The following is a 22,874-nucleotide window of genomic DNA, read 5'->3' as shown; positions in this document are numbered from 1 at the left end:
GCCCTATTTAACCCCCATCCGCCCCACCAGCCGAAACGCCACCACCATCGCCAGCGTGCCAAAAATCGCCGTACCGATGGCCGCCCCGGCCAGCACGCCGACCGGGCCGAACTGCGCGCCCCACCAGGCAAACGGGATGGTGCCCAGGGTGGCGCGGGCCCAGTTGAAGCCGGTGGACCACAGCGGCTTGCCCAGGTTGTTGAACGCCGCATTGGCCACAAACAGCGCCCCCGCAAAGAAGAAGCTGGCCGCCAGCCAGGAGCAGAACATGTGGATCAGGTGCTCGGCGTCGCCATGCGCGCTGAAGGCCCAGACCAGCGCGTTCTGGCCCAGCGCCAGCAGCAGCCAGGCGGTGCCCACCGCAATCACCATGAACAGCAGGCTGTCGCGCAGGCCCTGGCGCACCCGGTCGAACTGGCCCGCGCCCAGGTTTTGCGCCAGGATGGGGCCGACCGCGCCGCTGAGCGCGTAAATCACCCCGAAGGCCACCGGCGTCACCCGGTCGATGATGGCCTGCCCGGCCACGGCGGACGCGCCAAACTGGGCGATGGAATGGGTCACGAACGCGGCGCTGATGGGGGTGGCCAGGTTGGTCAACACCGCCGGGCCTGCCACGCCCGCCAGCAGCCTGGCATCCGCGCCCAAAGCCGCCCGATTGGCCAGACCCCAGCGGCCCAGCAGGCCGTGGCGCAGCACACCGCGCAGGCCTACCGCCGCCAGGATGCCGCGCGACACCACGGCGGTGGCCGCCGCGCCGTCCAGTCCCATGCCCAGACCAAAGATCAAGATCGGGTCCAGCACGGCCGTCACCACGGCAGCACCCAGCGTCACCGCCATGGCTCCACGGGCATCGCCCACCGAGCGCATCAGCGCCGCGCAAGCCATACCAATGCCGAGCAGCGGCAGCGAATGCACGGTGACGCTGAGGTAGCGCACGGCCAGCCGCTCGGTCTCGCCGGTCGCGCCCAGCAGCTCCAGCAACGGGCGCAAGAACGGCGCAGTGCCGCTGCCGATCAAGGCGGCCAGCAGCACCATCAGCAGCAGGCTGGAGGTGGCCAGGCGCTTGGCATCTGCCGCGCGGCCCGCGCCCACGGTGCGCGCCACCACGGCGGTGATGCCGATGGTCAGCCCGATGCACAGCGAGGTATGGAAGAAACCCACCACCCCGGCAAAGCCCACCGCCGCCGCAATCGCCTGCTGGCCCAGCTGGGAGATGTAGAACAGGTTGATCAAATCCACAATGAACACCGCCACCAGCCCGATGGCCGAGGTGGTGGACATCACCGCCACATGCCGGAACAATGGGCCTGTAACAAAACGTGGTGAAGCGGGAGGAGCGGTAGAGGTCATGGGGACCATGGTACAAGTCTCGTAACTATCAAAAACATAGCTGCTCACGCTTATTAAATAAGCGCAAAGTGCCTATTCAATCTAAAAACAAGTTTGCCATGAGCGCCTTGCCCCACCGCCCGCAATCCCAGGATGCCCTGCTGGTGCGCCACCTGCACTCCTTCTTCGGCGCGCTGGAGCCCCAGGCCATGGAGCTGCTGCGGCACAGCCTGCAATGGGTGGAGGTGAGCGGTGGCGACACCCTGCTGACCCAGGGCGAGGCGGGCGATGCGATGTACCTGGTGGTCAGTGGCCGCCTGCGGGCCTTTGTGCAGGCCGAGGGCGCAGCGCAGCAGCGGGTAGGCGACATCGTGCGCGGCCAGGTGGTGGGCGAGATGAGCCTGTACACCGGCGAGCCGCGGGCCGCTACCGTGGTGGCCGTGCGCGACGCGGTGCTGGCCCGGCTGGACCGCCCGGCCTTCCAGCGCCTGCTGGCCTGCAGCAGCCAGGTGTCGCTGGCGTTCACCACGCAAATCATCCGCCAGCTCAAAGACCGCAAACGCGCCACCCCCGCCGACAAGCTGGTCACCATGGGCCTGCTGCCCATCACCACCGGGATCGCCCTGGCCGACTTTGCCGCGCGGCTGGCGGCACAGCTCGCCCCCTTGGGCCGGGTGGGCGTGGTCAGCCGCCACGATATTGATCAGCGGCTGGAGGCCCTGGGCTTGGGCCCCAGCGACAACACCGACAAAGAGACCCAGCGCCGCATCGCCATGCTGCTGGACCAGATCGAGGCCGAGCACGACTTCGTGCTGCTGCTGGCCGATGCCACGCCCACGCCCTGGACGCAGCGCTGCTGCCGCCACTGCGACGAGCTGCTGCTGCTGGCCGATGCCACCCAGCCGCCGGTGCTGCACCCCAGCGAAGTCCAGTTCCTGCGCAACCGCCCGCCGCTGACGGTGATTGCCGACATCCTGGTGCTGCTGCACCCTGCCGACAAGACCTCGCCGCGCGGCACCGCGGCCTGGCTGGCCCGCCGCCCGGTGGCCGGGCACATCCACATCCGCCCCGGGTTAGACCGCGACATGGCCCGCCTGGCCCGCATCCAGAGCCGCACCGCCGTGGGCCTGGTGCTGGCCGGGGGCGGCGCGCGCGGGTTGGCCCACCTGGGCGTGCTGCGCGCGCTGCACGAGCGCGGCATCGAGGTGGACTGGGTGGGCGGCACCAGCATCGGCGCGGTGATGGCCAGCTACGCCGCGTCCGACCAGCCACTGGACAAGATCATGGCCAACGCCCGCCGCGCCTTTGCCACCAACCCCACGGGCGACTTCAACCTGTTCCCGGTGCTGTCGCTGATCAAGGGCCTGCGGCTCAAGCGCATCCTCAGCACCGCCGTGGAAGAGCTGGTGGGCTTTGATGCCGACATCGAAGACCTGTGGAAAAACTTCTTTTGCGTAGCCACCAACTTCACCACCGCCAGCGAGCAGCGCCTGCAGCACGGCAACCTGGCGCACGCGCTGCTGGCCAGCACCTCCATCCCCGGCGCATTGCCGCCGGTGGCCCACGGCGGCGACCTGCTGTGTGACGGCGGCAGCTTCAACAACTTCCCGGTGGACGTAATGCGCAGCATGCGCGGCGTGGGCCGGGTCATCGGCGTAGACCTGAACATCCGCACCCCCGTGCGGGTGGACCATGAAGACATGCCCGGCAGCCTGGCCCTGCTGCGCGACCGCCTGCGACCGCTGGCCCAGCGCCGTTACCACCTGCCGTCCATGCCCTCGTACCTGATGACGGTGACCATTCTGTACAGCATGTCGCGCCAGCACAGCGCCCAGCAGCAGTGCGACCTGTACTTCAACCCGCCGCTGCACCGGGTGGGCATGCTGCAGTGGCGGCGGCTGGAAAACATCGTGCAGCGCGGCTATGCCCATGCCATCGTGGTACTAGACGGCCGGGACACCCCACCTGACATTCACAACCCATAGGCCTATAGTGTTTTGACCTTCACAAGGAGCCCGCCATGCGCATGACCGACGAAGAATACTTCCGCAGTTGCGTTGCCAAAGAGCGGCAACTGGCCCACCTGCTGGGCCACCACCAGATCGAGGAATGCTACGAGACGGCAGGCACGCTGTGGGAGGGCCGCACCAAGCTGCCGCAGTGGAGCCGCCAATGGAGCGCCTGCGGCCCGCTGCTCATCGCCCACCGCATCCCGCTGCATTTTGGGAGCGATGCCGCCGGGGCCTGGGTGCAGGCAGGCAGCACCACCCAGCACCTGGCCGACCACCCGAACGCCGACCGGGCGGTGATGCTGGCGGTGGTGAAGGAAGTGGTGCGTCGGCTGGAGCACCCGAAAGAGTTACGCGCCGCCTAGAAGGCCGCAATTACCGGGCGTTTATGCCGCTTTGCGGTGATTCAAAACCATAGCAGTCTATAAACTTTGGCGCTATGAACACACCCGACCTGCGCCAAGAATCCCCCTGGAACGCCGAGCTGATGCTGCCCCGGGTGACCGACAACCCCAAGCTGCTGGAGCTGCAAATCCTGCTCGGCGGCCTGCAACTGGTGCTGAGCCGGGTGCACCCCGCGTTTGCCGCCAGCCGCTTCATCGCCACCCGGCAACTGGCCCAGCGCCTGACGCGCGGCATCGAAACCCTGAACCCGCGCAAGGCCCACATGGGCAGCACCGACCTGCAGCAAGCCCTGCTGGAGACCGAAAAAGCCCTGGACCCCGGCAGCCTGATGGTGCTGCGCAAACTGCTGACCCAGGCCCTGAAAGACGAAGACGACGAGGCCGGCATGGGCCACACCGACTTCACCTACAGCGATTTCATGGCCGAAGAACGCATGCTGGAGCGTCGCCAGGTGGCACACTAAGATCGTGTACACAGGCCGAAACAAGACGCACCAGAAAGGGTAAGTCCTAATACCTGTGGCGACACATCCGTATACAGTCTCGACAACTTGCAGAGGGGCCCAGCGCTCCTCCCAGCGAGGGTCCGGGGAGACACCCAGCAGAATGATCAACACATCCATTTAGACATCCGCTACGAGATGTTTTTGAAAAGCGCCGCTTCACCCCGGCGCTTTTTTTTATGGCTGCTGCACTCTTGCGGCTTTATGCCTTTTAGGCCGTTTGCGCTTATGGTACGGGCGTGAGCAGCTCCTGAAACAGTAGCGTTTTGGGATGCGACAATCTGCGCATGGAACTCCTTATTGTCTCGCTGGCCTCGCTGCTGGCTGGTTTTGTGGATGCGATTGTGGGCGGCGGGGGCTTGATCCTGGTGCCTGCGCTGTTTGCCACCTTCCCCACGGCCCACCCGGCCACGCTGTTTGGGGTCAACAAGGGGGCCTCTATCTGGGGCACCGGTTTTGCCACCTGGCAGTACAGCCGCCGGGTGCAACTGCGCTGGGCCAGCCTGCTGCCCGCCGCCGCCGCAGGTTTTGCCGGGGCAATGTGCGGGGCCTGGCTGGTGACGGTGGTGCCCAGCGACTTTTTGCGCAAGCTGCTGCCGGTGGTGCTGCTGGCGGTGCTGGTTTACACCCTGGCCAAGAAAGAGCTGGGTGCCGTGCACGCGCCGCGCTTTTCGGGCACCCAAGAGGCGCTGATTGCCAGCGGCATCGGCCTGACCATTGGCTTTTACGACGGCTTTTTTGGCCCCGGCACGGGCAGCTTCTTTGTATTTTTGATGGTGCGCTGGCTGGGCTACGACTTTTTGCACGCCTCGGCCTCGGCCAAGCTGCTCAACACCGGCACCAACCTGGCGGCGCTGATTCTGTTTGTGTCTACCGGCCACATCTGGTGGCACTTTGTGCTGCCCATGGCTATTGCCAATGTGCTGGGCAGCGTGCTGGGCTCGCGCATGGCGCTGAAGCACGGCACGGGTTTTGTGCGCACCGTGTTCATCTTCGTGGTGAGCGCGCTGATCTTGAAGACCGGCTACAGCGCGTTCATCCAATAGCGCATTTGCTACTAAATAGGTAGCTCGTCACGCCCTTGGAATAAGCACTAGCGGCCTAAAACACCACTAGAACCTCGCGCCACGCGCCCTGCACGGTGCTCTGGGCTACCGTGGCCCCGGCCACCGCCAGCGGGCGCGGATCGGCGGCGGGCAGGCGCAGCAGCAGGTTGGCTTGCGTGGGCGGCTGCTGGCCTTCGCGGGCCACCGTGATGTGCAGGCTGTCGGCACTGCTGGCCACCTGCAGCCGCCACTGGCCGTGGTTGCCATCGCGGCAGGCCTGGGAATGGCCGTCGTCTTCAAAGCAGGTGGCTTCGAACTGGCCGGCATCGGGGTGCGGGAACACCTGAAAGCCGCGCACATCCTGCACGTTGTCGAAGTGGATCTCGCCCACGTTCAGCGGGATGGCGCAACCGGCCTGGGCCAGCAGCGGCGGTGGGCCGTCCAACGCGGCGGGCAAGGTGATCCACTGTCCGGCCTCGAAATACGCCGCGCTGTGCCAGCACACCCAGGCCCCGGTGCCGGGCAGCCAGACGCGGCGCTCGGTCTGGCCGGGTTCCACCACGGCGGCGGCCAGCAGGTGCGCGCCCAGCAGCATGTCGTCGTTTTCCTCCAGGCACTGCGCGTCCTCGGGGAAGTCGTAGTAGGTGGGGCGGATGATGGGCGCGAAGCTGCGGTGGTAGCGCCACACCAGATCATAGAAATACGGCATGAGCCGGTAGCGGAAGTGCACCAGCGCGCGGATCTGCGGGGTGACGGCCGGGTGCATCCAGGGCTCGTTGACGGTCTGGTCGTCGTTCCACGAGTGGATGCTGAAGCGCGGCAGAAAAATGCCGTGCTGCACCCAGCGCACCAGCAGCTCGGGGCCGGGCGCGGGGCCCGAAAAGCCGCCAATGTCGTGCCCGGTGTTGGACACGCCGGACATCGCCAGGCCCAGGCCCATGCGGATGTTGTATTTCAGCGTGTCCCAGGCGGTGTAGTTGTCGCCCGACCAGGTTTGCACATAACGCTGCATGCCCGCCGCGCCCGAGCGCGACACCAGGAACGGGCGCTCCTGCGGCGCGTATTCGGTTTGCGCGGCGTGCGAGGCCTGCACCATCAGCATGGTTTGCAACGGGCGGGCCTGCATGGCGGCGCGTGGTGTGCCAAAGCCGTGCACCTGGGCCTGGCTGCTCCAGATCTCGAACTCGTTGTTGTCGTTCCAGGTGGTGGGGATGCCCAGCTGTAGCAGCTGCGTGGTGACCTGCTGTTTCCACCAGGCGATGGTGGCGGGGTTGGTGAAGTCCAGGTAGCCGCCGGTGCCGTCCCAGAACTGCACGGCGGTGGGCTGGCCGTCGGGGTCGTGGATCAGCAGACCGGCCTGGGCGGCATCAATGAAGCGCGGGTGGTCGCGTAAGAGCGCGGGCTTGATGTTGGGCACCAGGCGCACGCCCCGGTCCAGGTAGCTTTGCACGAAGGCTGCCGGGTCGGGAAATTTGTCGCGGTTCCAGTGGAACACGTAGCGGCCCGCACCGATGGAGGTGTAGCCCGAGGACAGATGGAACGAGTCGCAGGGGATGTCGTGCTCGGCGCAGCGGGCCAGAAACTCGCCCATGCGCTCCTGGGCGTTGGGCGCGTCGGTGTAGCGCATGGTGGAGCCGGAATAGCCCAGCGCGTAGCGCGGCGGGAAGATCGGGCGGCCGGTAAGCCAGGTGTAGCGGCGGGTGATGGCGGCCGGGTCGGCCCCGGCGATGTAGTACAGGTCCAGGTCGCCGTGGTCGGCCACAAAGTAGCGGTAGTGGCCGTGGTAGTTGTCCATCTCGCGGCCCATGTCGAAGCTGCAGTCAGACAAGGTGTCGTAGAACAGGCCGAAGCTGAGGCCTGCGTCTTTTTCACCACCCTTGCGGGTGATGTAGAACGGGATGTGCTTGTACAGCGGGTCGGTGCTGCGGGCGTTGTAGCCCATGGGGTCCAGGTTGCACATGCGGTAGCGTTGCCCGGCGCGGTTGGCATCGCCCGCGCGCTCGCCCAGGCCAAAGTACTGCTCGCCCCGGGCGCGCTCCAGGTAGTGGTAGACCTTCTCGTCCCACCAGCCGAAGTTGTAGCTTTGGGTGGCGCGGTCGGCGGCGGTGGCGGTCCACGCGCCCTGGTGCTGGCCCTCCCATCGGCAAAAGAAGCCTTGCAGCGCAACCGTCAGGCGCACCTGGGCGGTGGTGATGCACAGACGCGTGCCGTCCTCGAACAGGTCAAACGCGGGCAGCGAGAAGCCGCTGGTGTCCATGCGGTCGCGGCCCTCGGGCGGCAGGTCTTCCAGGCCGGGGGCTACCGTCCAGGTGCGGGGCATCTGCAGCTGGCCTTGCGGCAACACCAGCACGCGGACGATGTCTTCTTCCAGGACCCAGATGTGGGCAGTGGCCCCACCCGGACTGGCCAGGGTGAGGTGGTTGCCCTGCTGCGATTGCAGGGCGAATACGGGGGGGTGGTCGAGGCGCATGGTGAAAATAAAAGTTAGATACGCAAGCCGTTGGTGTCAAAGCAGTGCAGGTGCTCGGGGGGTGCCGTCACGCGCACGGTGTCGCCGCGCTGGATGAGGGTCTGGCCGGGCAGGATCAGCTCGAACGGCGTACCTTCGACCACGCTGCCGTGCAGGATGCTGGTGCTGCCCAGTTGCTCCACCTGTGCCACCTTGAGGTGCAGGGGGCCGTGCTCGTCCAACTGCGCGTGCTCGGGGCGGATGCCCACGGTGGTGACACCCGGCTTGGCGCTGGGGAATTGCGCTGCGGGCACAAAGTTCATGCGCGGGCTGCCGATGAAGCCGGCCACAAACTGGTTGCAGGGCTGGTTGTACAGGTCCAGCGGCGTGCCCACCTGCTCGATACGGCCTGCGCGCAGCACCACGATCTTGTCGGCCATGGTCATGGCCTCGACCTGGTCGTGGGTGACGTAAATCATGGTCGCACCCAGGCGGGCGTGCAGGTCGCGGATCTCGGCGCGCATGGACACGCGCAGCTCGGCATCCAGATTGCTCAGGGGTTCGTCGAACAAAAACAGCTTGGGTTCGCGCACGATGGAGCGGCCAATCGCCACCCGCTGGCGCTGCCCGCCCGAGAGCTGGGTGGGCTTGCGCTGCAGCAGCGGGCCCAGCTGCAGCATGGTGGCGGCTGCGGTCACCTTGCGCTCGATCTCGGCCTTGGCCACACCCAGGTTTTCCAGCCCGAAGGCCATGTTGTTGTACACGCTCATGTGCGGGTACAGCGCGTACGACTGGAACACCATGGAGCAGCCCCGGTGCGCGGCGGTGAGCTCGTTGACGCGCTGGCCGTCGATGCGGATTTCGCCGCTGGTGGCGGGCTCCAGCCCGGAGATGATGCGCAAGAGCGTGGATTTGCCGCAGCCCGAGGGGCCGACAAAGACCACGAATTCACCGTCGGCGACGTGCAGGTCCACGCCGTGGATGATGGTGGTTTTGTCAAACGATTTGACGACCTGGGCGAGTTCTAAAGTAGCCATAGCGAATTCCTTACTTTCCTTACTTTCCTTACTTGACACCGGCACTGGCAATGCCGGTGGTGATGTACTTTTGCAAAAACGTGAACACCAGGGTGATGGGGATCAGCGTGATGACGGTCATGGCCAGCAGGTAGTGCCATTGGGTGTTGAGCTCGCCCTGGAAGGCATTCAGGGCCAGCTGCAGGGTGAAGTTCTCGGACTTGGACAGCACGATCAGCGGCCAGAGGAAGTCGTTCCAGCGCCACATGAACGAGAAGATGGCCAGCACCGCCATGGCCGGGGCCGCCAGCGGCAGGATGATCTTCCAGTAGATGCGCCACTCGCTGGCGTTGTCCATGCGGGCGGCTTCCAGCAGCTCGTCGGGGATGGTCAGCATGTACTGGCGCAGCAAAAACACCCCGGTGGGCGTGGCCACGGCGGGCAGGATCACGCCCCACAGGTTGTTCAGCAGATTCAGCTCCGAGATCACCAGAAACGCGGGCACCAAAATGATGGTGGGCGGAATCATCAGCGTGGCGATGATCAGCACAAACACCGTCTTTTGCCCGGTGAACTGGTACTTGGACAGGGCAAACGCCGCCATGGAGTTGAACAGCAGCGTGAGGATGGTGGCCACCACGGTGATGAACACGCTGTTCCACAAATAGGTGCCGAAGGCGAATTTGCCAAATAGCTCGGTGTAGTTGCCGCTGGCAAACTTGAGCTCGTTGAGCGGTTTGCGGTCGTTGATGTTGACTTTGATCTCGGTCTGCGGCGCGGCGGGGTCCACCATGGTGGCCATGATGCCGATGCGCCGCACCTGGGCCAGCTCGCGGGTCTGGCCGGTCTCGTCCTTGGCCAGAAACAGCGGCAGCGGTTTGTCAAAACCGGCCACCACCACCTCTTTCTGGCTGTAGGGCAAAAAGCTGGGCGGGAACTGGCTGAGCGCGCTCTCGGTCTTGAACGACGACATCACCAGCCACAGCACCGGGCCGAACATCACGAACAGGCCCGCCACCAGGTAGGCATACGACACCCAGTCCGTCCAGTGGAGGCGGTTGCGGCCCCGGGTGCGGGTTACAAAATTGGCCATGGTGTGCCGTCCTTACTTCTTGGTTTTGCCAGCGTCGCTGGCTTTGGACAGGCGCAGTTGCGCCAGGGTCAGGGCCATCAGGCCCGCAGCCAGGATCAGCGAAGCCGCTGCCGCCAGGCCGTAGAGGTGGATTTGCTCGGCAAAGCCGGTCTGGTAGATGTACTGCACGATGAAGGTGGTGGCCGAACCCGGCCCGCCGCCGGTGAGCACGAACACCTCGTCAAAGCTCTGCACCGCGCGGATCATCACCAGCACCAGCACCACGATCAGGTTGGGCATCAACAACGGCAGGGTGATGCGCGACAGCACCCGCCACGGCTTGGCGGCATCCATCTCGGCGGCCTCGTACACGTCTTTGGGAATGGCCTGCAAACCGGCCAGCAGGATCAGCGTGTAAAAGCCCATGTGCGCCCAGATGGACACCACCACCACCCAGAAGAAGGCCCAGTGCCGGTCCAGCAGCCAGTCCATCGGCTGCGAGCCCATGGCCACCAGCCCCGCGTTGAACACGCCCTGGCTTTGCAGCAGCCACTTCCAGATCAGCGCCACCACCACCGGCGACAGCAGCACCGGGTAGAAGAACACGCCGCGCCAGAAGCCCCGGCCGATGATCTTGCGGTTCAGCACCAGGGCCGTGACCAGCGAGAAAAACAGCATCAGCACCACCTGGATGGCGCTGAACTTCATGGTGTTGAAGATGGAGCGCCAGAAGATGTCGGTGCGGCAGCTTTGCAGGTCGCTGTAGTCGCGGCATTCCAGCAGGATGTTGAAGTTCTCCAGCCCCACAAATGGCCGCTGCGTGGGCAGCAGGTTGACCCCACCGGTCACCGCATAGACCAGGTTGATGAGGATGGGCAGGAAGGTGAAGATGCTGATGATCAGCAGGTTCGGCCCCACAAACAGCCAGCCGATGCGCGAGGCCCCCAGCCACTTCTGCCCCAGCCGGAACACCGGCTCGAACAGGTTGAAAAACAAGCCCAGAAGGCGCAGAAACACAGACATAGATCTCCTCTCCAGCAGCCTGCGCAGGCGCAGGCATCGCCCCCGCCGCCGCAACGGCAGGGGTTTGCTTCTCACTACACTACAAAATTAATAGCTGCTCACGCTCTATCCATAAGCACGGGAGGCCTGAAAAGCATCCAAGCAGCTCAGAGCCTACTTTTCGGCCTGCTTGACCGCCTCGGCCATGTCGGTGCCGATCTTGTTGACCGCCTCGTCCACGCTGATCTCGCCGACGATGGCCTGGGTGACGCGGGTCACGGTGGGCAGCATCAGGGCGCGGTTGTATTTGTAGCCCTGCAGCGCATAGGCGGCGGGGGCCACGGTGGGCGTGCCGTTGGTGAACACGGTGAGGGCGGCCTTGGCGGCAGGGCCTGCGCTGGTGTAGGCCAGGCCACGCTTGGCGACTTCGGCGTGGGCCGGGATGGTGTTGGTGCGCGAAGCGAACTCGGCCACGTTGGCCTCTTGCGCCATGAAGTCCAGGAACTGGGCCACTTCCTTGGGCGACTTGGTGGTCTTCAGCGCCACCCAGGCCGAGCCGCCGGGCATGCCGGAGCAGGCGCTGGTCCCGCAGGGGTTGGGCACGGCCACCCAGTCAAACGCGTTGCCGATTTCCTTTTGCATGCGGTTGATCTGCCAGGAGCCCGACAGAATCATCACCACCCGCCCGTTCTTGAACTCGCCCACGGTATCGGCATAGCTGGAGCCGCCGGAGCCGCCCCACACGTCTTTCAGCATGGTGCCGTCCTTGTGCCAGCCCACCAGCTTGGCCACGGTGGTCTTGTAGCCCTCGTCCAGCGCCAGGTTGCCCTTGGCATCGAATATCTTGGCACCAAAGCTCACAGCCGGGCCGGCAAAGCGGTGGCCCGAGCGGTCCCAGGCCATGGCGGCGGGGGTCTGGGTGGCCTTGGCGACCTTGCGGGCTGCGTCAGCCCACTCGTCCCAGGTGGCCTTGGGGCCGGGCAGGGGTATCTTGGCCTGTTCAAACAAGGTTTTGTTGACGAACGGGCCGGTCATGGTGAGCTGCGACAGCATGCCGTAGATGCCCTTGTCGCCCGCCTTGTTGCGCATCCAGGGCAGGGTGCTGCCGAAGTTGGCTTCCCAGGTTTTGCGGTCTTTGAGGTAGGGGCCGATGTCGATGTAGTTCTTCGACAGGCCGCCGATTTCAGCCACGCGGGCAATGTCGGGGCCCTGGCCCGCGGCCAGCTGGATGGGTAACTGCTCGACCACGGTTTTGTAGGGCACGATGTCCAGGTTCACCTTGGCACCGGGGTTTTGCTTCTCGTAGCGCTTGATCAGGTCGGCGGTCACGTCGCACTCGATGCCGTCCTGGTAGCACATGACGCGGATGTCGGCCACTGCCACGGTGGCCAGGCCCAGCAGGCCCAGGGCTGCAACGGTTTTTAACAGGGGGGAAGGGAATTTCATGGTGCTTGCCTCTTTGTTGGTAGTAGTGATGAACGTAGAAATCAACGCACCATGCACGGGCGCTTGTTGTCGAACTTCCAGCCGGGGATGAGGAACTGCATGGCCGTGGCATCGTCGCGCGCGCCCAGGCCGTGCTGCAGGTACAGCTGGTGCGCCTTTTCCACCTCGGCCATGTCCAGCTCCACGCCCAGACCCGGCTTCTGGGGCACCTTGACATAGCCGCCTTCGATCTTCAAGGGCTCCTTGGTCAGGCGCTGGCCGTCCTGCCAGATCCAGTGCGTGTCGATGGCCGTGACCTTGCCGGGTGCCGCCGCACCCACGTGGGTGAACATGGCCAGCGACACGTCGAAATGGTTGTTGGAGTGCGAGCCCCAGGTCAGCCCGAAGGCCTGGCACATCTGGGCCACCCGCACCGAACCGGCCATGGTCCAGAAATGCGGGTCGGCCAACGGGATATCGACCGACTGCAGCGCCAGGCTGTGCGCCATCTCGCGCCAGTCGGTGGCAACCATGTTGGTGGCCGTGGGCAGGCCGGTGGCGCGGCGGAACTCGGCCATCACCTCGCGGCCAGAGAACACGCCTTCGGCTCCGCAAGGGTCTTCGGCATAGGCCACCACGCCGCGCATGCGCTGGCCCAGGCGGATGGCATCTTTGAGCAGCCAGCCGCCGTTGGGGTCCAGCGTGACACGCGCCTCGGGGAAGCGCTCGTGCAGCGCCACCACGGCATCCACTTCCTCGTCGCCGCGCAGCACACCGCCCTTGAGCTTGAAGTCCTGGAAGCCATAGCGCTGCTGGGCCGCTTCGGCCAGGCGCACGATGGCTTCGGGGGTCATGGCCTTTTGGTGGCGCAGGCGGAACCAGTCGTTGTCGGCACCGGGCTCGGTGCGGTAGGCCAGGTTGGTCTGGGCACTGTCGCCCACGTAGAACAGGTAGCCCAGCATCTGCACCGCATCCCGCTGCTGGCCTTCGCCCAGGAGCGCGGCGACCGGCAGGTCCAGGTGCTGGCCCAGCAGGTCGAGCAGGGCCGACTCGGCAGCGGTCACGGCGTGGATGGCCACCCGCAGGTCGAAGGTCTGCTGCCCGCGCCCACCGCTGTCGCGCTCGGCGAACTGGCTGCGCATGGCGTTCAGCACGGCCTGGTAGTTGCCAATGGACTGGCCGACGATCAGCGCCCGGGCATCCTCCAGCGTCTGGCGTATTTTCTCGCCGCCGGGCACCTCGCCCACGCCGGTGTGGCCTGCGTTGTCGGTCAGGACCAGCAGGTTGCGGGTGAAGAACGGGCCGTGCGCGCCGCTCAGGTTCATCAACATGTCGTCATGCCCGGCCACCGGAATGACCTGCAGCGCGGTGATCCGGGGGGTGGCGGAGGGGGACTGGAGGGTCATGGTGTGGTTCGGTTTATTTCGTTACGGAGTGTTTTGTTATCGATAACAAGCTAAAACGAATCGTATCGCTAATGTTTGGGCATAAAACTAGGAGTTACCCTTGCATTTGGATGGGGAATACCCCATCGCGCACTCAAAAACGAAAAAGCTCCGACCATGTTACGGATACCATTTTTGTAGCCATGGCGCCCGCCCTGCTCCATCGGCAGGCGGGTGCGCCTGCCTGGCACCGTGCGGTGAATACTGTATTTTTGATAGCTACCAACGCCCATGTGATGGGCGGTAGCATCACTTTTTGCGGAGGGTTTGGGGTGCGGATGCCGGGGCAGATGCCGCCGATGCCGGTGCGGCGGGCGGGGTCACATAGCCGGGCAGCTCGGGCACGTCGGCAATCGCGCGGGGCGTGCCTATCGGCACCGGGGCCTGGCCCAGGCGCACGGCGGCCAGGTCTTGCAGGCTGGGGTACTTTTGCAGCAGCCAGTAGTCGAACACCCGGCGGGCGATGGGGGCCGCAGCCACGCCGCCAAAACCGGCGTTTTCCACCACCATGGCCAGGGCGATCTGCGGGTTCTCTGCCGGGGCGAAGGCCATGTAGAGCGCGTGGTCGCGGTGGCGCTCGGCCATGGCGGCGGCGTTGTACTTTTCGTTCTTGCCGATCGACACCACCTGGGCCGTGCCGGTCTTGCCCGCCGCCACATAGCCCGCGCCGCGGAACGAGTTGGCGCCGGTGCCTTCGATGTTCACGCCCACCAGGGCACGTTTGATGACCTCGATGTTGGCCTGTTTGGCACTGATCTCGGCCTTGATCTCGCGCAGGGTCTGCTGGGTGGTGTGGGCCACCACATCGGTCACTTCTTTCACCAGGTGCGGCTTCATCTTGATGCCGTCGTTGGCCAGGATGCCGGTGGCCGAGGCCAGTTGCAGCATGGTGAAGTTGTTGTAGCCCTGGCCAATGCCCAGCGAAATGGTTTCCCCGGCGTACCACTTTTGCTGCTCGGGCCGCTTGTAGGCGCGGCGCTTCCAGGCAGTGGACGGCAGAATGCCGCGCACTTCGCCCTGGATGTCGATGCCGGTGAGGCCGCCAAAGCCAAACTTGCTGATCTCGTCGTGCATCAGGTCCACGCCCATGTCGTTGGCCAGCATGTAGTAGTAGGTGTCGCAGGATTCGACGATGGATTTGTACATGTCCACCGTGCCGTGGCCGCCCTCTTTGTCGTCGCGGAAGCGGTGGCCGCCGAGCATGAAGAAGCCCGGGTCGGCAATGCTTTGCTGGGGCGTGCGCTTGCCGGTTTCCAGTGCCGCCAGGGCCATGAAGGGCTTGTAGGTGGAGCCCGGCGGATAGGTGCCGCGCAGGGCCCGGTTCAGCAGCGGTTTGTCGGGCGAGCCGTTCAGCGCCTGCCAGCTCTCTACATCAATGCCTTCCACGAACAGGTTCGGGTCAAAGGTGGGCATGCTGACAAAGGCCAGCACCTCGCCGGTTTTCGGGTCCAGCGCCACCAGCGCGCCCCGGCGGTTGCCGTACAGGTCTTCGACCAGCTTTTGCAGCTTGATGTCGATGGACATGACCACCGTATTGCCGGGCGTGGCCGGGTTGCTGGCCAGCTTGCGTACCGCGCGGCCCCCGGCCGAGGTTTCGATCTCTTCCACCCCGGTCAGGCCGTGCAGTTGGGCCTCGTAGCTTTGCTCGATGCCCAGCTTGCCGATGTATTCGGTGCCCCGGTAGTTGTCGGCCTCCTCGGACTCGTCGATGCGGGCTTTTTCCGACTGGTTGATACGCCCGATGTAGCCGATCACGTGGCTGGCCAGCTCGCCCTGCGGGTAGGTGCGGAACAGCCGGGCCTTGATGTCCACGCCAGGAAAGCGAAAGCGCTGGGCGGCAAAGCGGGCCACCTCCACATCGGTCAGCCGGGTGCGGATGGGCAGGGATTCGAAGTTGCGCGACTCTTCGGCCAGCTTCTTGAAGCGGCGGCGGTCGCGCGGCTGGATGTCCACCACCTCGGCCAGCGCGTCGATGGTTTGTTCCAGGTCGCCCACCTTGCTGGGCGTGATCTCCAGCGTGTAGGCCGAGTAGTTGGTGGCCAGCACCACGCCGTTGCGGTCCAGGATCAGGCCCCGGTTGGGCACCACCGGCACGATGGCGGTGCGGTTGCTTTCGGCCTGCTCCAGCAGGTCGTCATGGCGCGAGATCTGCAGGTAGGCCAGCCGCGCCACCAGGCCGCCAAACGCCAGCACCACCACCACCCCGGCGGCCACCAGCCGCAGCCGAAAGCGGTAGATCTCGGCGCCTACATCTTTGAGTTCAGTCATGCCGTAACACCACGGCGCGTGATACCACCACCGACGTCTTCAAACACGATGAGCCGCCAGAAACACCGTGGAACCGGCTTTGCCGGGCCACTGGTGTTGCCCCCTGCAAGGGGGTTGGCGAAAACACGAAGTGTGTAGCCTGGGGGTGTGCCATACCTACAGCGGGCGGGTCTTGTCGGGGTCGGGTGCCATGCGTTGCGGTGCCAGCAAGACGATGCTGACCAGCGGCCACAGCACGGCTTCGATCACCGGTGCCAACAGGAAGGACCAGCCGGGAAAGGTGCCACCGCCCAGCATGCGCAATACAAACTGCACCAGGTGCGCCACCACAAACAGCGGCAGCACCTGCATGGCCTGCGAGGGCACGGTAAACCACAGCAGGCGGCGGTGCATGGCGATGGCCAGAAAGCTCATCACGCTGTAGGCCAGCGCGTGCAGGCCCAGCAGGCTGACCTGGTGCACGTCCATGAACAGGCCAAACACAAAGGCGGTGCCAATGGCCACGCGCTGGGGCTGGTGCACGCTCCAGAACACCAGCACCACCGCCAGCAGGTCGGGCACCCAGGGCGCGCGGCCCCACAGGCCGATGTTCTCCGCCATGTTGAACAGCAGCGCCAGCACCAGGCTGACACCGATGAACACCGGGTTGGCAGGCAGCAGCAACTGCTGGCCAGGGCGCATGATCATGAAAGGCTCCCGTGCCGGTGCAGCATCATTTTTTAGCTCCTTTTTTAGGAGTAACCACGGGCACCGGCTCTGGCGGCATTTCGGGAATCTGCGAAGCCACCGGCTGCAACACCAGCACATGCCGCGGACCGGCCACCTGGGCCACTGGCGTGCAGTAGATGCGGGCAAAGGCCGAGTCGGCACGGCGCTCGATCTTGGCAATCTTGGCCACCTGCAGGCCCAGCGGGTAGACACCGTCCACACCGCTGGTGGTCAGCACGTCGCCGATCTGCACGTCGGAGTTGCCCGCCATGAAGCGCAGCTCCAGCTGGCCACCGTACGAGGCCGGGTCGCCATAGGCCACGCTGCGCGCGCCGGTGCGGGTGTTGAGCACGGGGATGGCCTGGTCGCGGTCGATCAGCAGGGTGACTTCGCTGACCATGGGGTAGGCACGGGTGACCTGGCCCAGCACGCCCTGGCCGTCCAGCACCGGCGAGCCCGCCACCACGCCGTGGGTCGTGCCTTTGTCGATCACCACCTTGTGGGTGTAGGGGTCGGCGGCGTCGTACAGCACTTCGGCGCTCTGGGCCGGGGTGGTGATGGTGGTGCGCAGCGCCAATAGCTGGCGCAGGCGGGAATTTTCCAGGGTGAGCTGCTCCACCTGCCCGGCGCGCACCGACTGGGTGACCAGCAGGCGCTGGGCCTTGTCGGCCTGGGCCTGCAGGCTGGCCTGGCTGGCAAAGTAGGCGCTGCCGCCCAGTGCCAGACGGAAGGGCTCGATCACCGCCCACTGCACCGGGTACAAAGCCGTGGCCAGACCGGCGCGCAGCGGCCGCATCAACGCAAAACGCGCGTCGGCCACCATCAGAAACAGGGCCAGCGCGCTACAAAATATCAGTTTGGTCAGGGCCGAGGGGCCCTGTTTGAAGAACGGGGGCGGGGTCCTGTCCAGCGTACCAAGTGGCATCGCCGTACCTCTGGTTGGCGTGTTCCGCGAATATTATTCGCTGGTGAAGATCGAACCGAGACGCTCCATGCGCTCCAGGGCGATGCCGCAGCCGCGCACCACGCAGGTCAGCGGCTCTTCGGCCACCAGCACCGGCAGGCCGGTTTCTTCGGCCAGCAGGCGGTCCAGGTCGCGCAGGAGTGCGCCGCCGCCGGTCAGCATCATGCCGCGGTCGGCAATGTCGGCACCCAGCTCGGGCGGGGTTTGTTCCAGCGCGTTCTTCACCGAGGCGACGATGTTGTTCAGCGGGTCGGTCAGGGCTTCGAGGATTTCGTTGCTGGAGATGGTGAAGCTGCGCGGCACACCTTCGGACAGGTTGCGGCCCTTGACTTCCATCTCTTTGACTTCGGAGCCAGGGAAGGCCGAGCCGATGTTTTTCTTGATGGCTTCTGCCGTGGGCTCGCCGATCAGCATGCCGTAGTTGCGGCGGATGTAGTTGATGATGGCATCGTCGAAACGGTCGCCGCCCACGCGCACACTGCCCTTGTAGACCATGCCGCCCAGCGAGATCACGCCCACTTCGGTGGTGCCGCCGCCGATGTCCACCACCATGGAGCCGCTGGCTTCCGACACCGGCAAACCGGCACCGATGGCCGCGGCCATAGGTTCTTCGATCAAATACACCTCGGAAGCACCGGCACCCAAAGCGGACTCACGGATGGCGCGGCGCTCGACCTGGGTGGAGCCGCAGGGTACGCAGATGATGATGCGCGGGCTGGGACGGAACACGCCACGGGGGTGCACCATCTTGATGAACTGCTTGAGCATCTGCTCGGTGACGGTGAAGTCGGCAATCACGCCGTCTTTCATCGGGCGGATGGCCTCGATGTTGCCGGGTACTTTGCCCAGCATGGCCTTGGCTTCCTTGCCCACGGCCTGGATGGTTTTTTTGCCTTGCGGCCCGCCCTCGTGGCGGATGGCGACCACGGACGGCTCGTCCAGCACAATGCCTTTGCCGCGTACGTAAATCAGGGTGTTGGCGGTGCCAAGATCGATGGCCAGGTCGGTAGAAAAGTACCGACGGAAAGTCCCAAACATGCAAAATCCTCTCGGGCATGGCCTGCGCATCGGCACGCCATCGCCGTGTAATACGGTTCTAAATAGACATCACCCCTACAGTGCCCAGGTTGTGGGCAATATGCCCGCCGCCCGGGTTCTGTAAAGGTCTTAATTAGGTTTCTTGGTGCAAAACAATGTCACGAAGCGACCGCGCGACCAAAGGCGGGATAATACCGCATCTCCTGTGGCTAACCTGCGCCAACTGCGCGGAAACCCCGCTTTACTTTCGTTTGCAACCCTGTTTAAGACATGGCCCTGACTCTCCCAGAACTTGACCGCATCGCCAACCTGGCCCGCCTGGAACTCCAGGCCGATGAACGCGACCGCTTGCTGAACCAGCTGAACGGCTTTTTCGGCATCGTGGAAACCATGCGCGCGGTAAATACCAAGGGCATCGAACCCCTGGCCCACCCGGTGGCGGTGATGCACGACATCGTGCTGCGCCTGCGCGACGACGTGGTCAGTGAGCCCAACCGGCGCGAAGCCAACCAGCAAACCGCGCCCGCCGTTGAGCGCGGCCTGTTCCTCGTTCCCAAAGTCATCGAATAAAGCGCCATGAGTTTTTCTACACAGCTACACGACCTGAGCGTGGTCGAACTGGCGGCACTGCTGCGCGCCCGCAAGGTATCCGCCGTGGAAACCACCCGGCACTTTCTGGCCCGTGCCGAAACCCACGCCTCGCTGGGTGCCTACCTGGCCATGGACGAAACCGTCAGCCTGCGCCAGGCCGCCGCTGCCGATGCACGGCTGGCCAACGGCACCGCAGGCCCGCTGGAAGGCGTGCCCATGGCGCACAAGGACATCTTCGTCACCCAGGATTTCCCCACCACGGCGGGCTCCAAGATACTGGAAGGCTATCGCTCTTCTTTTGATAGCACGGTAGTGAAGCAGCTTGGGCAGCAAGGGGTGATTACGCTGGGTAAGCTGAACTGCGACGAATTCGCCATGGGCTCGGCCAACGAGAACTCGGCCTTCCAGCCGGTGCTGAATCCCTGGGACACCACGCGCATTCCGGGTGGCTCGTCGGGTGGCAGCGCCGCCGCCGTGGCCGCGCGCCTGGTGCCCGCCACCACCGGCACCGACACGGGCGGCTCGATCCGCCAACCGGCCTCGTTTTGCGGCATCACCGGCATCAAGCCTACCTATGGCCGCGCGTCCCGTTACGGCATGGTGGCGTTTGCCTCCAGCCTGGACCAGGCCGGCCCGATGGCCCGCAGTGCCGAAGATTGCGCCCTGCTGCTGTCCGCCCTGTGCGGCCCCGACCTGGACCGCGACTCCACCTCGCTGGACATCCCCGCCGAAGACTACAGCCGCAGCCTGAACGACTCGATCGACGGCCTGCGCATCGGCATTCCCGCCGAGTTTTTCGGCGACGGTTTGGCCCCCGACGTGCGCGCTGTGGTCGATGCCGCCTTGCAGCAATATGTAAAGCTGGGTGCCAAGCTGGTGCCCATCGCCCTGCCGCGCACCGAGATGGCCATTCCCGTGTACTACGTGATCGCCCCAGCCGAGGCCTCCAGCAACCTGAGCCGCTTCGACGGTGTGAAGTTTGGCCACCGCGCCGACAAATACACCGACCTGATCGACATGTACAAAAAAACCCGCGCCGAAGGCTTTGGCGACGAGGTCAAACGCCGCATCATGATCGGCACCTACGTGCTGAGCCACGGCTACTACGACGCCTACTACCTGCAGGCGCAAAAAATCCGCCGCATGATTGCCGACGACTTCCAGCAAGCCTTTGCCCAGTGCGACGTGATTGCCGGGCCGGTCGCGCCCACCGTGGCCTGGAAGCTGGGCAACAAGTCGGCCGACCCGGTAGCCGCCTACCTGGCCGACATCTTCACCCTGCCCTCGTCCCTGGCCGGTTTGCCCGGCATGAGCATCCCCGCAGGCCAAGGCGAAGGCGGCATGCCCGTGGGCCTGCAACTGATTGGCAACTACCTGCAAGAAGCCCGGCTGCTGAACATCGCGCACCGCTTCCAGCAGGCCACCGATTTCCACCGCCAACAACCCGCCGGTTTCTGAATATGAGCAAAGCACCTCCTTCCCTGCTGGTCCAGGGCTATGAAGTCGTCATCGGCTTCGAGACCCACACCCAGCTCTCCACCGCCAGCAAGATTTTCAGCCGTGCCTCCACCGCCTTCGGGGCCGAGCCCAATACCCAGGCCTGCGCTGTCGATCTGGCCCTGCCGGGCACGCTGCCGGTGATGAACAAGGGCGCGGTCGAGCGCGCCATCCAGCTCGGGCTGGCGCTGGGCTCCACCATCGCGCCGCGCAGCGTGTTTGCGCGCAAGAACTACTTCTACCCCGACCTGCCCAAGGGCTACCAGATCAGCCAGTTCGAGATTCCGGTGGTGCAAGGCGGCTCGGTGGAGTTCTTTTTGGGCGACGAGAAGAAGACCGTGCGCCTGGTGCGCGCGCACCTGGAAGAAGACGCGGGCAAGTCGCTGCACGAGGATTTCATCGGCCAGACCGGCATCGACCTGAACCGTGCCGGTACGCCGCTGCTGGAGATCGTGACCGAGCCCGACATGCGCTCCAGCGCCGAGGCCGTGGCCTATGCCAAAGAGCTGCACAAGATCGTCACCTGGATCGGCATCTGCGACGGCAACATGCAAGAAGGCAGCTTCCGGTGCGACGCCAACGTCTCGGTGCGCAAGCCCGGGGCCGAGTTGGGCACGCGCCGCGAAATCAAGAACCTGAACAGCTTCAAGTTCATGCAGCAGGCCATCGACTTTGAAGTGCGCTGGCAGATCGAGCAGATCGAAGACGGCCATGCGATCCAGCAGGCCACGGTACTGTTCAACCCCGACACCGGCGAAACCCGCGCCATGCGCACCAAGGAAGATGCCGCCGACTACCGCTACTTCCCCGACCCCGACCTGCCGCCACTGGTGGTGGCCCCGGAGTGGGTGGAGCGCGTGCGCGCCGAGATGGCCGAGTTGCCGCGCGTGATGGCGGCGCGGTTTGGCGCGGACTATGGGTTGAGCGAATACGATGCCACCGCGCTGACGCAGAGCAAGGGCATTGCCCGCTACTTCGAAGCCGCGATTGCCGCAGGTCAGCCCGCGCAGCCCAAGCTGGCGGCCAACTGGGTGATGGGCGAGGTGGCCCGCCGCCTGAACGCGCAAGACCTGGACATCGCGCAGGTGCCAGTCGCCGCTGACAAGCTGGCCAAACTGCTGGACCGCATTGCCGACAACACCATCTCCAACAACGCCGCCAAACAGGTGTTCGATGTGCTGTGGACCGACGCGGATGCGCAGGTGGATGCAGTCATCGAAGCCAAGGGCTTGAAGCAGATGAACGACACCGGCGCGCTGGAGGCCATCGTCGACACGGTGATTGCCGCCAACGCCAAGAACGTGGCCGAGTTCAAGGCGGGCAACGAGAAGGCGCTGAACGCGCTGGTGGGCCAGATCATGAAGGCCAGTGCAGGCAAGGCCAACCCGGGCCAGGTCAACGCGCTCCTGAAGGCCAAGCTGGCGGGCTAAGTCCAGCCGTTTATATACTTTTCAGGCTGCTTGTGCTTATGGGATAAGCATGAGCAGCTACTAAATGCGTAGCAAGTTCAGTTTGCCGGGCCAGCCCACAGCGGCTTGAGCCGGGCCAGCTCTTCGTCGAAACGGTCGTTGACGCGCTTTTTCTCCAGCTGCTGGTTGGCGATGAAGCGCTGCTGGGCGACCAGGTTGTCCTGGAATTCGGTGACGCGGCGCTGGAGGTAGGCCGGGGCCTTGCTGGGGTCGGCCTTATAGAACTCAAGTTCGCTGTCCAGCGCTTTGCGTTGCACCGCCAATTCGGCCATGCGCTTGTTGGCGGTCTGGATGACGGCATCCACCTGGGTCAGGGCGCTGGCGCGCTCGGCATCGTGGGCGGCCTGGTTCTGGTAGCGGGTGAGCAAGGCGCGGTTGCGGCGGCGTTCCTCGTTGGCGCGGGCCCGGTCCTCGGCTACTTTTTTGTCGCGGGCTTCCTGCGCGCTGACTTCCTGGGCGGTGAGGACGGGGCCCAGGTTGCGCTTGACAGTGCCGCTGGCGTTGAGCTCTTTTTGCTCGCGGTCCAGGCATTCGGGGATGGGCCGGTCGGAGGTGATTTTTTTGCCCCGGCTGTCGGTACAGGTAAATATGCCCTGCGCAGACGCAACGCCGAGCAAACTATTGCACAGCACGGCTACA

At 65.0% G+C, this 22,874-nt stretch carries 19 protein-coding genes; 7 read left to right on the top strand and 12 right to left on the bottom strand.

The genetic code is table 11. The features are described 5' to 3' along the window. Positions 1 to 3: 3 nt before the first annotated feature. Positions 4 to 1,281, bottom strand: a complete 1,278-nt coding sequence (locus tag AC097O_RS12570) for an MATE family efflux transporter (protein WP_479593154.1) — start codon at positions 1,279 to 1,281, stop codon at positions 4 to 6. Positions 1,282 to 1,448: 167 nt separating this feature from the next. Here AC097O_RS12570 and AC097O_RS12565 point away from each other — a divergent pair, with 167 nt between their 5' ends. The 4 genes from AC097O_RS12565 (at position 1,449) to AC097O_RS12550 (ending at position 5,291) form a co-directional block, all read left to right on the top strand. Beyond that, complete coding sequence (locus AC097O_RS12565) at positions 1,449 to 3,314, top strand: patatin-like phospholipase family protein (RefSeq protein WP_479593153.1); 1,866 nt, start codon at positions 1,449 to 1,451, stop codon at positions 3,312 to 3,314. A gap of 35 nt (positions 3,315 to 3,349) precedes the next feature. After that, positions 3,350 to 3,703, top strand: coding sequence for an aminoacyl-tRNA synthetase (locus AC097O_RS12560; protein WP_479593152.1), 354 nt, complete (start codon positions 3,350 to 3,352; stop codon positions 3,701 to 3,703). Positions 3,704 to 3,777: 74 nt separating this feature from the next. Further along, the gene (locus AC097O_RS12555; RefSeq protein WP_479593151.1) at positions 3,778 to 4,206 is read left to right on the top strand and encodes a hypothetical protein; all 429 of its coding nucleotides are present in this window, start codon (positions 3,778 to 3,780) and stop codon (positions 4,204 to 4,206) included. Between the two features lie 326 nt (positions 4,207 to 4,532). Next, positions 4,533 to 5,291: a sulfite exporter TauE/SafE family protein gene (locus AC097O_RS12550; RefSeq protein ID WP_479593150.1), complete on the top strand. Its 759-nt coding sequence runs from the start codon at positions 4,533 to 4,535 to the stop codon at positions 5,289 to 5,291. Between the two features lie 55 nt (positions 5,292 to 5,346). On the opposite strand, the gene AC097O_RS12545 is transcribed toward AC097O_RS12550, so the two are convergent. The 10 genes from AC097O_RS12545 to AC097O_RS12500 all read right to left on the bottom strand — a co-directional run bounded on the left by AC097O_RS12545 (position 5,347) and on the right by AC097O_RS12500 (position 18,678). Continuing rightward, on the bottom strand, positions 5,347 to 7,761 hold the full coding sequence (locus tag AC097O_RS12545) for a glycoside hydrolase family 31 protein (protein ID WP_479593149.1): 2,415 nt from the start codon (positions 7,759 to 7,761) through the stop codon (positions 5,347 to 5,349). Between the two features lie 14 nt (positions 7,762 to 7,775). Beyond that, positions 7,776 to 8,777 carry an ABC transporter ATP-binding protein gene (locus tag AC097O_RS12540; RefSeq protein WP_479593148.1) on the bottom strand — a complete coding sequence of 334 codons (1,002 nt, stop codon included), beginning with the start codon at positions 8,775 to 8,777 and terminating at the stop codon, positions 7,776 to 7,778. A gap of 28 nt (positions 8,778 to 8,805) precedes the next feature. Continuing rightward, on the bottom strand, positions 8,806 to 9,849 hold the full coding sequence (locus AC097O_RS12535) for a carbohydrate ABC transporter permease (RefSeq protein ID WP_479593147.1): 1,044 nt from the start codon (positions 9,847 to 9,849) through the stop codon (positions 8,806 to 8,808). A gap of 12 nt (positions 9,850 to 9,861) precedes the next feature. After that, positions 9,862 to 10,851 carry a carbohydrate ABC transporter permease gene (locus tag AC097O_RS12530; protein ID WP_479593146.1) on the bottom strand — a complete coding sequence of 330 codons (990 nt, stop codon included), beginning with the start codon at positions 10,849 to 10,851 and terminating at the stop codon, positions 9,862 to 9,864. A gap of 153 nt (positions 10,852 to 11,004) precedes the next feature. After that, positions 11,005 to 12,276 carry an ABC transporter substrate-binding protein gene (locus tag AC097O_RS12525; protein ID WP_479593145.1) on the bottom strand — a complete coding sequence of 424 codons (1,272 nt, stop codon included), beginning with the start codon at positions 12,274 to 12,276 and terminating at the stop codon, positions 11,005 to 11,007. Between the two features lie 41 nt (positions 12,277 to 12,317). Continuing rightward, positions 12,318 to 13,661: a glucarate dehydratase gene (gene gudD, locus AC097O_RS12520; protein WP_479593144.1), complete on the bottom strand. Its 1,344-nt coding sequence runs from the start codon at positions 13,659 to 13,661 to the stop codon at positions 12,318 to 12,320. Between the two features lie 288 nt (positions 13,662 to 13,949). Continuing rightward, positions 13,950 to 15,968, bottom strand: a complete 2,019-nt coding sequence (gene mrdA / locus AC097O_RS12515; RefSeq protein ID WP_479593143.1) for a penicillin-binding protein 2 — start codon at positions 15,966 to 15,968, stop codon at positions 13,950 to 13,952. Positions 15,969 to 16,124: 156 nt separating this feature from the next. Next, positions 16,125 to 16,655, bottom strand: coding sequence for a rod shape-determining protein MreD (mreD, locus tag AC097O_RS12510; protein WP_479593142.1), 531 nt, complete (start codon positions 16,653 to 16,655; stop codon positions 16,125 to 16,127). Between the two features lie 25 nt (positions 16,656 to 16,680). Then, positions 16,681 to 17,601, bottom strand: a complete 921-nt coding sequence (gene mreC, locus AC097O_RS12505) for a rod shape-determining protein MreC (protein WP_479593141.1) — start codon at positions 17,599 to 17,601, stop codon at positions 16,681 to 16,683. Between the two features lie 33 nt (positions 17,602 to 17,634). After that, the gene (locus AC097O_RS12500) at positions 17,635 to 18,678 is read right to left on the bottom strand and encodes a rod shape-determining protein (RefSeq protein ID WP_295952839.1); all 1,044 of its coding nucleotides are present in this window, start codon (positions 18,676 to 18,678) and stop codon (positions 17,635 to 17,637) included. A 270-nt stretch (positions 18,679 to 18,948) separates the two neighbouring features. On the opposite strand from AC097O_RS12500, the gene gatC reads away from it, so the two are divergent. The 3 genes from gatC to gatB are packed head-to-tail and all read left to right on the top strand — an operon-like array spanning position 18,949 to position 22,196. Further along, the gene (gatC, locus tag AC097O_RS12495) at positions 18,949 to 19,248 is read left to right on the top strand and encodes an Asp-tRNA(Asn)/Glu-tRNA(Gln) amidotransferase subunit GatC (RefSeq protein ID WP_479593140.1); all 300 of its coding nucleotides are present in this window, start codon (positions 18,949 to 18,951) and stop codon (positions 19,246 to 19,248) included. A 6-nt stretch (positions 19,249 to 19,254) separates the two neighbouring features. Further along, positions 19,255 to 20,727, top strand: a complete 1,473-nt coding sequence (gene gatA, locus AC097O_RS12490; protein WP_479593139.1) for an Asp-tRNA(Asn)/Glu-tRNA(Gln) amidotransferase subunit GatA — start codon at positions 19,255 to 19,257, stop codon at positions 20,725 to 20,727. Between the two features lie 2 nt (positions 20,728 to 20,729). Beyond that, complete coding sequence (gene gatB, locus AC097O_RS12485; RefSeq protein ID WP_479593138.1) at positions 20,730 to 22,196, top strand: Asp-tRNA(Asn)/Glu-tRNA(Gln) amidotransferase subunit GatB; 1,467 nt, start codon at positions 20,730 to 20,732, stop codon at positions 22,194 to 22,196. Between the two features lie 77 nt (positions 22,197 to 22,273). Here the strand turns inward: gatB and AC097O_RS12480 are convergent, their stop codons facing one another. Further along, positions 22,274 to 22,867 carry a DUF4124 domain-containing protein gene (locus AC097O_RS12480; RefSeq protein WP_479593137.1) on the bottom strand — a complete coding sequence of 198 codons (594 nt, stop codon included), beginning with the start codon at positions 22,865 to 22,867 and terminating at the stop codon, positions 22,274 to 22,276. Between the last annotated feature and the right edge of the window lie 7 nt (positions 22,868 to 22,874).

Source organism: Rhodoferax sp. LS1P39 (genome assembly GCF_056521425.1).
Note: the sequence above shows the minus strand (reverse complement) of the source record. Positions and strands in the feature narration are given on the sequence as shown.

Bases quoted from the DNA above. Each gene is read 5' to 3' on its own strand.
- AC097O_RS12570 (WP_479593154.1), bottom strand. From the start codon at position 1,281: ATGTCCACCACCTCGGCCATCGGGCTGGTGGCGGTGTTCATTGTGGAT.
- AC097O_RS12565 (WP_479593153.1), top strand. From the start codon at position 1,449: ATGAGCGCCTTGCCCCACCGCCCGCAATCCCAGGATGCCCTGCTGGTG.
- AC097O_RS12560 (WP_479593152.1), top strand. From the start codon at position 3,350: ATGCGCATGACCGACGAAGAATACTTCCGCAGTTGCGTTGCCAAAGAG.
- AC097O_RS12555 (WP_479593151.1), top strand. From the start codon at position 3,778: ATGAACACACCCGACCTGCGCCAAGAATCCCCCTGGAACGCCGAGCTG.
- AC097O_RS12550 (WP_479593150.1), top strand. From the start codon at position 4,533: ATGGAACTCCTTATTGTCTCGCTGGCCTCGCTGCTGGCTGGTTTTGTG.
- AC097O_RS12545 (WP_479593149.1), bottom strand. From the start codon at position 7,761: ATGCGCCTCGACCACCCCCCCGTATTCGCCCTGCAATCGCAGCAGGGC.
- AC097O_RS12540 (WP_479593148.1), bottom strand. From the start codon at position 8,777: ATGGCTACTTTAGAACTCGCCCAGGTCGTCAAATCGTTTGACAAAACC.
- AC097O_RS12535 (WP_479593147.1), bottom strand. From the start codon at position 9,849: ATGGCCAATTTTGTAACCCGCACCCGGGGCCGCAACCGCCTCCACTGG.
- AC097O_RS12530 (WP_479593146.1), bottom strand. From the start codon at position 10,851: ATGTCTGTGTTTCTGCGCCTTCTGGGCTTGTTTTTCAACCTGTTCGAG.
- AC097O_RS12525 (WP_479593145.1), bottom strand. From the start codon at position 12,276: ATGAAATTCCCTTCCCCCCTGTTAAAAACCGTTGCAGCCCTGGGCCTG.
- gudD (WP_479593144.1), bottom strand. From the start codon at position 13,661: ATGACCCTCCAGTCCCCCTCCGCCACCCCCCGGATCACCGCGCTGCAG.
- mrdA (WP_479593143.1), bottom strand. From the start codon at position 15,968: ATGACTGAACTCAAAGATGTAGGCGCCGAGATCTACCGCTTTCGGCTG.
- mreD (WP_479593142.1), bottom strand. From the start codon at position 16,655: ATGATCATGCGCCCTGGCCAGCAGTTGCTGCTGCCTGCCAACCCGGTG.
- mreC (WP_479593141.1), bottom strand. From the start codon at position 17,601: ATGCCACTTGGTACGCTGGACAGGACCCCGCCCCCGTTCTTCAAACAG.
- AC097O_RS12500 (WP_295952839.1), bottom strand. From the start codon at position 18,678: ATGTTTGGGACTTTCCGTCGGTACTTTTCTACCGACCTGGCCATCGAT.
- gatC (WP_479593140.1), top strand. From the start codon at position 18,949: ATGGCCCTGACTCTCCCAGAACTTGACCGCATCGCCAACCTGGCCCGC.
- gatA (WP_479593139.1), top strand. From the start codon at position 19,255: ATGAGTTTTTCTACACAGCTACACGACCTGAGCGTGGTCGAACTGGCG.
- gatB (WP_479593138.1), top strand. From the start codon at position 20,730: ATGAGCAAAGCACCTCCTTCCCTGCTGGTCCAGGGCTATGAAGTCGTC.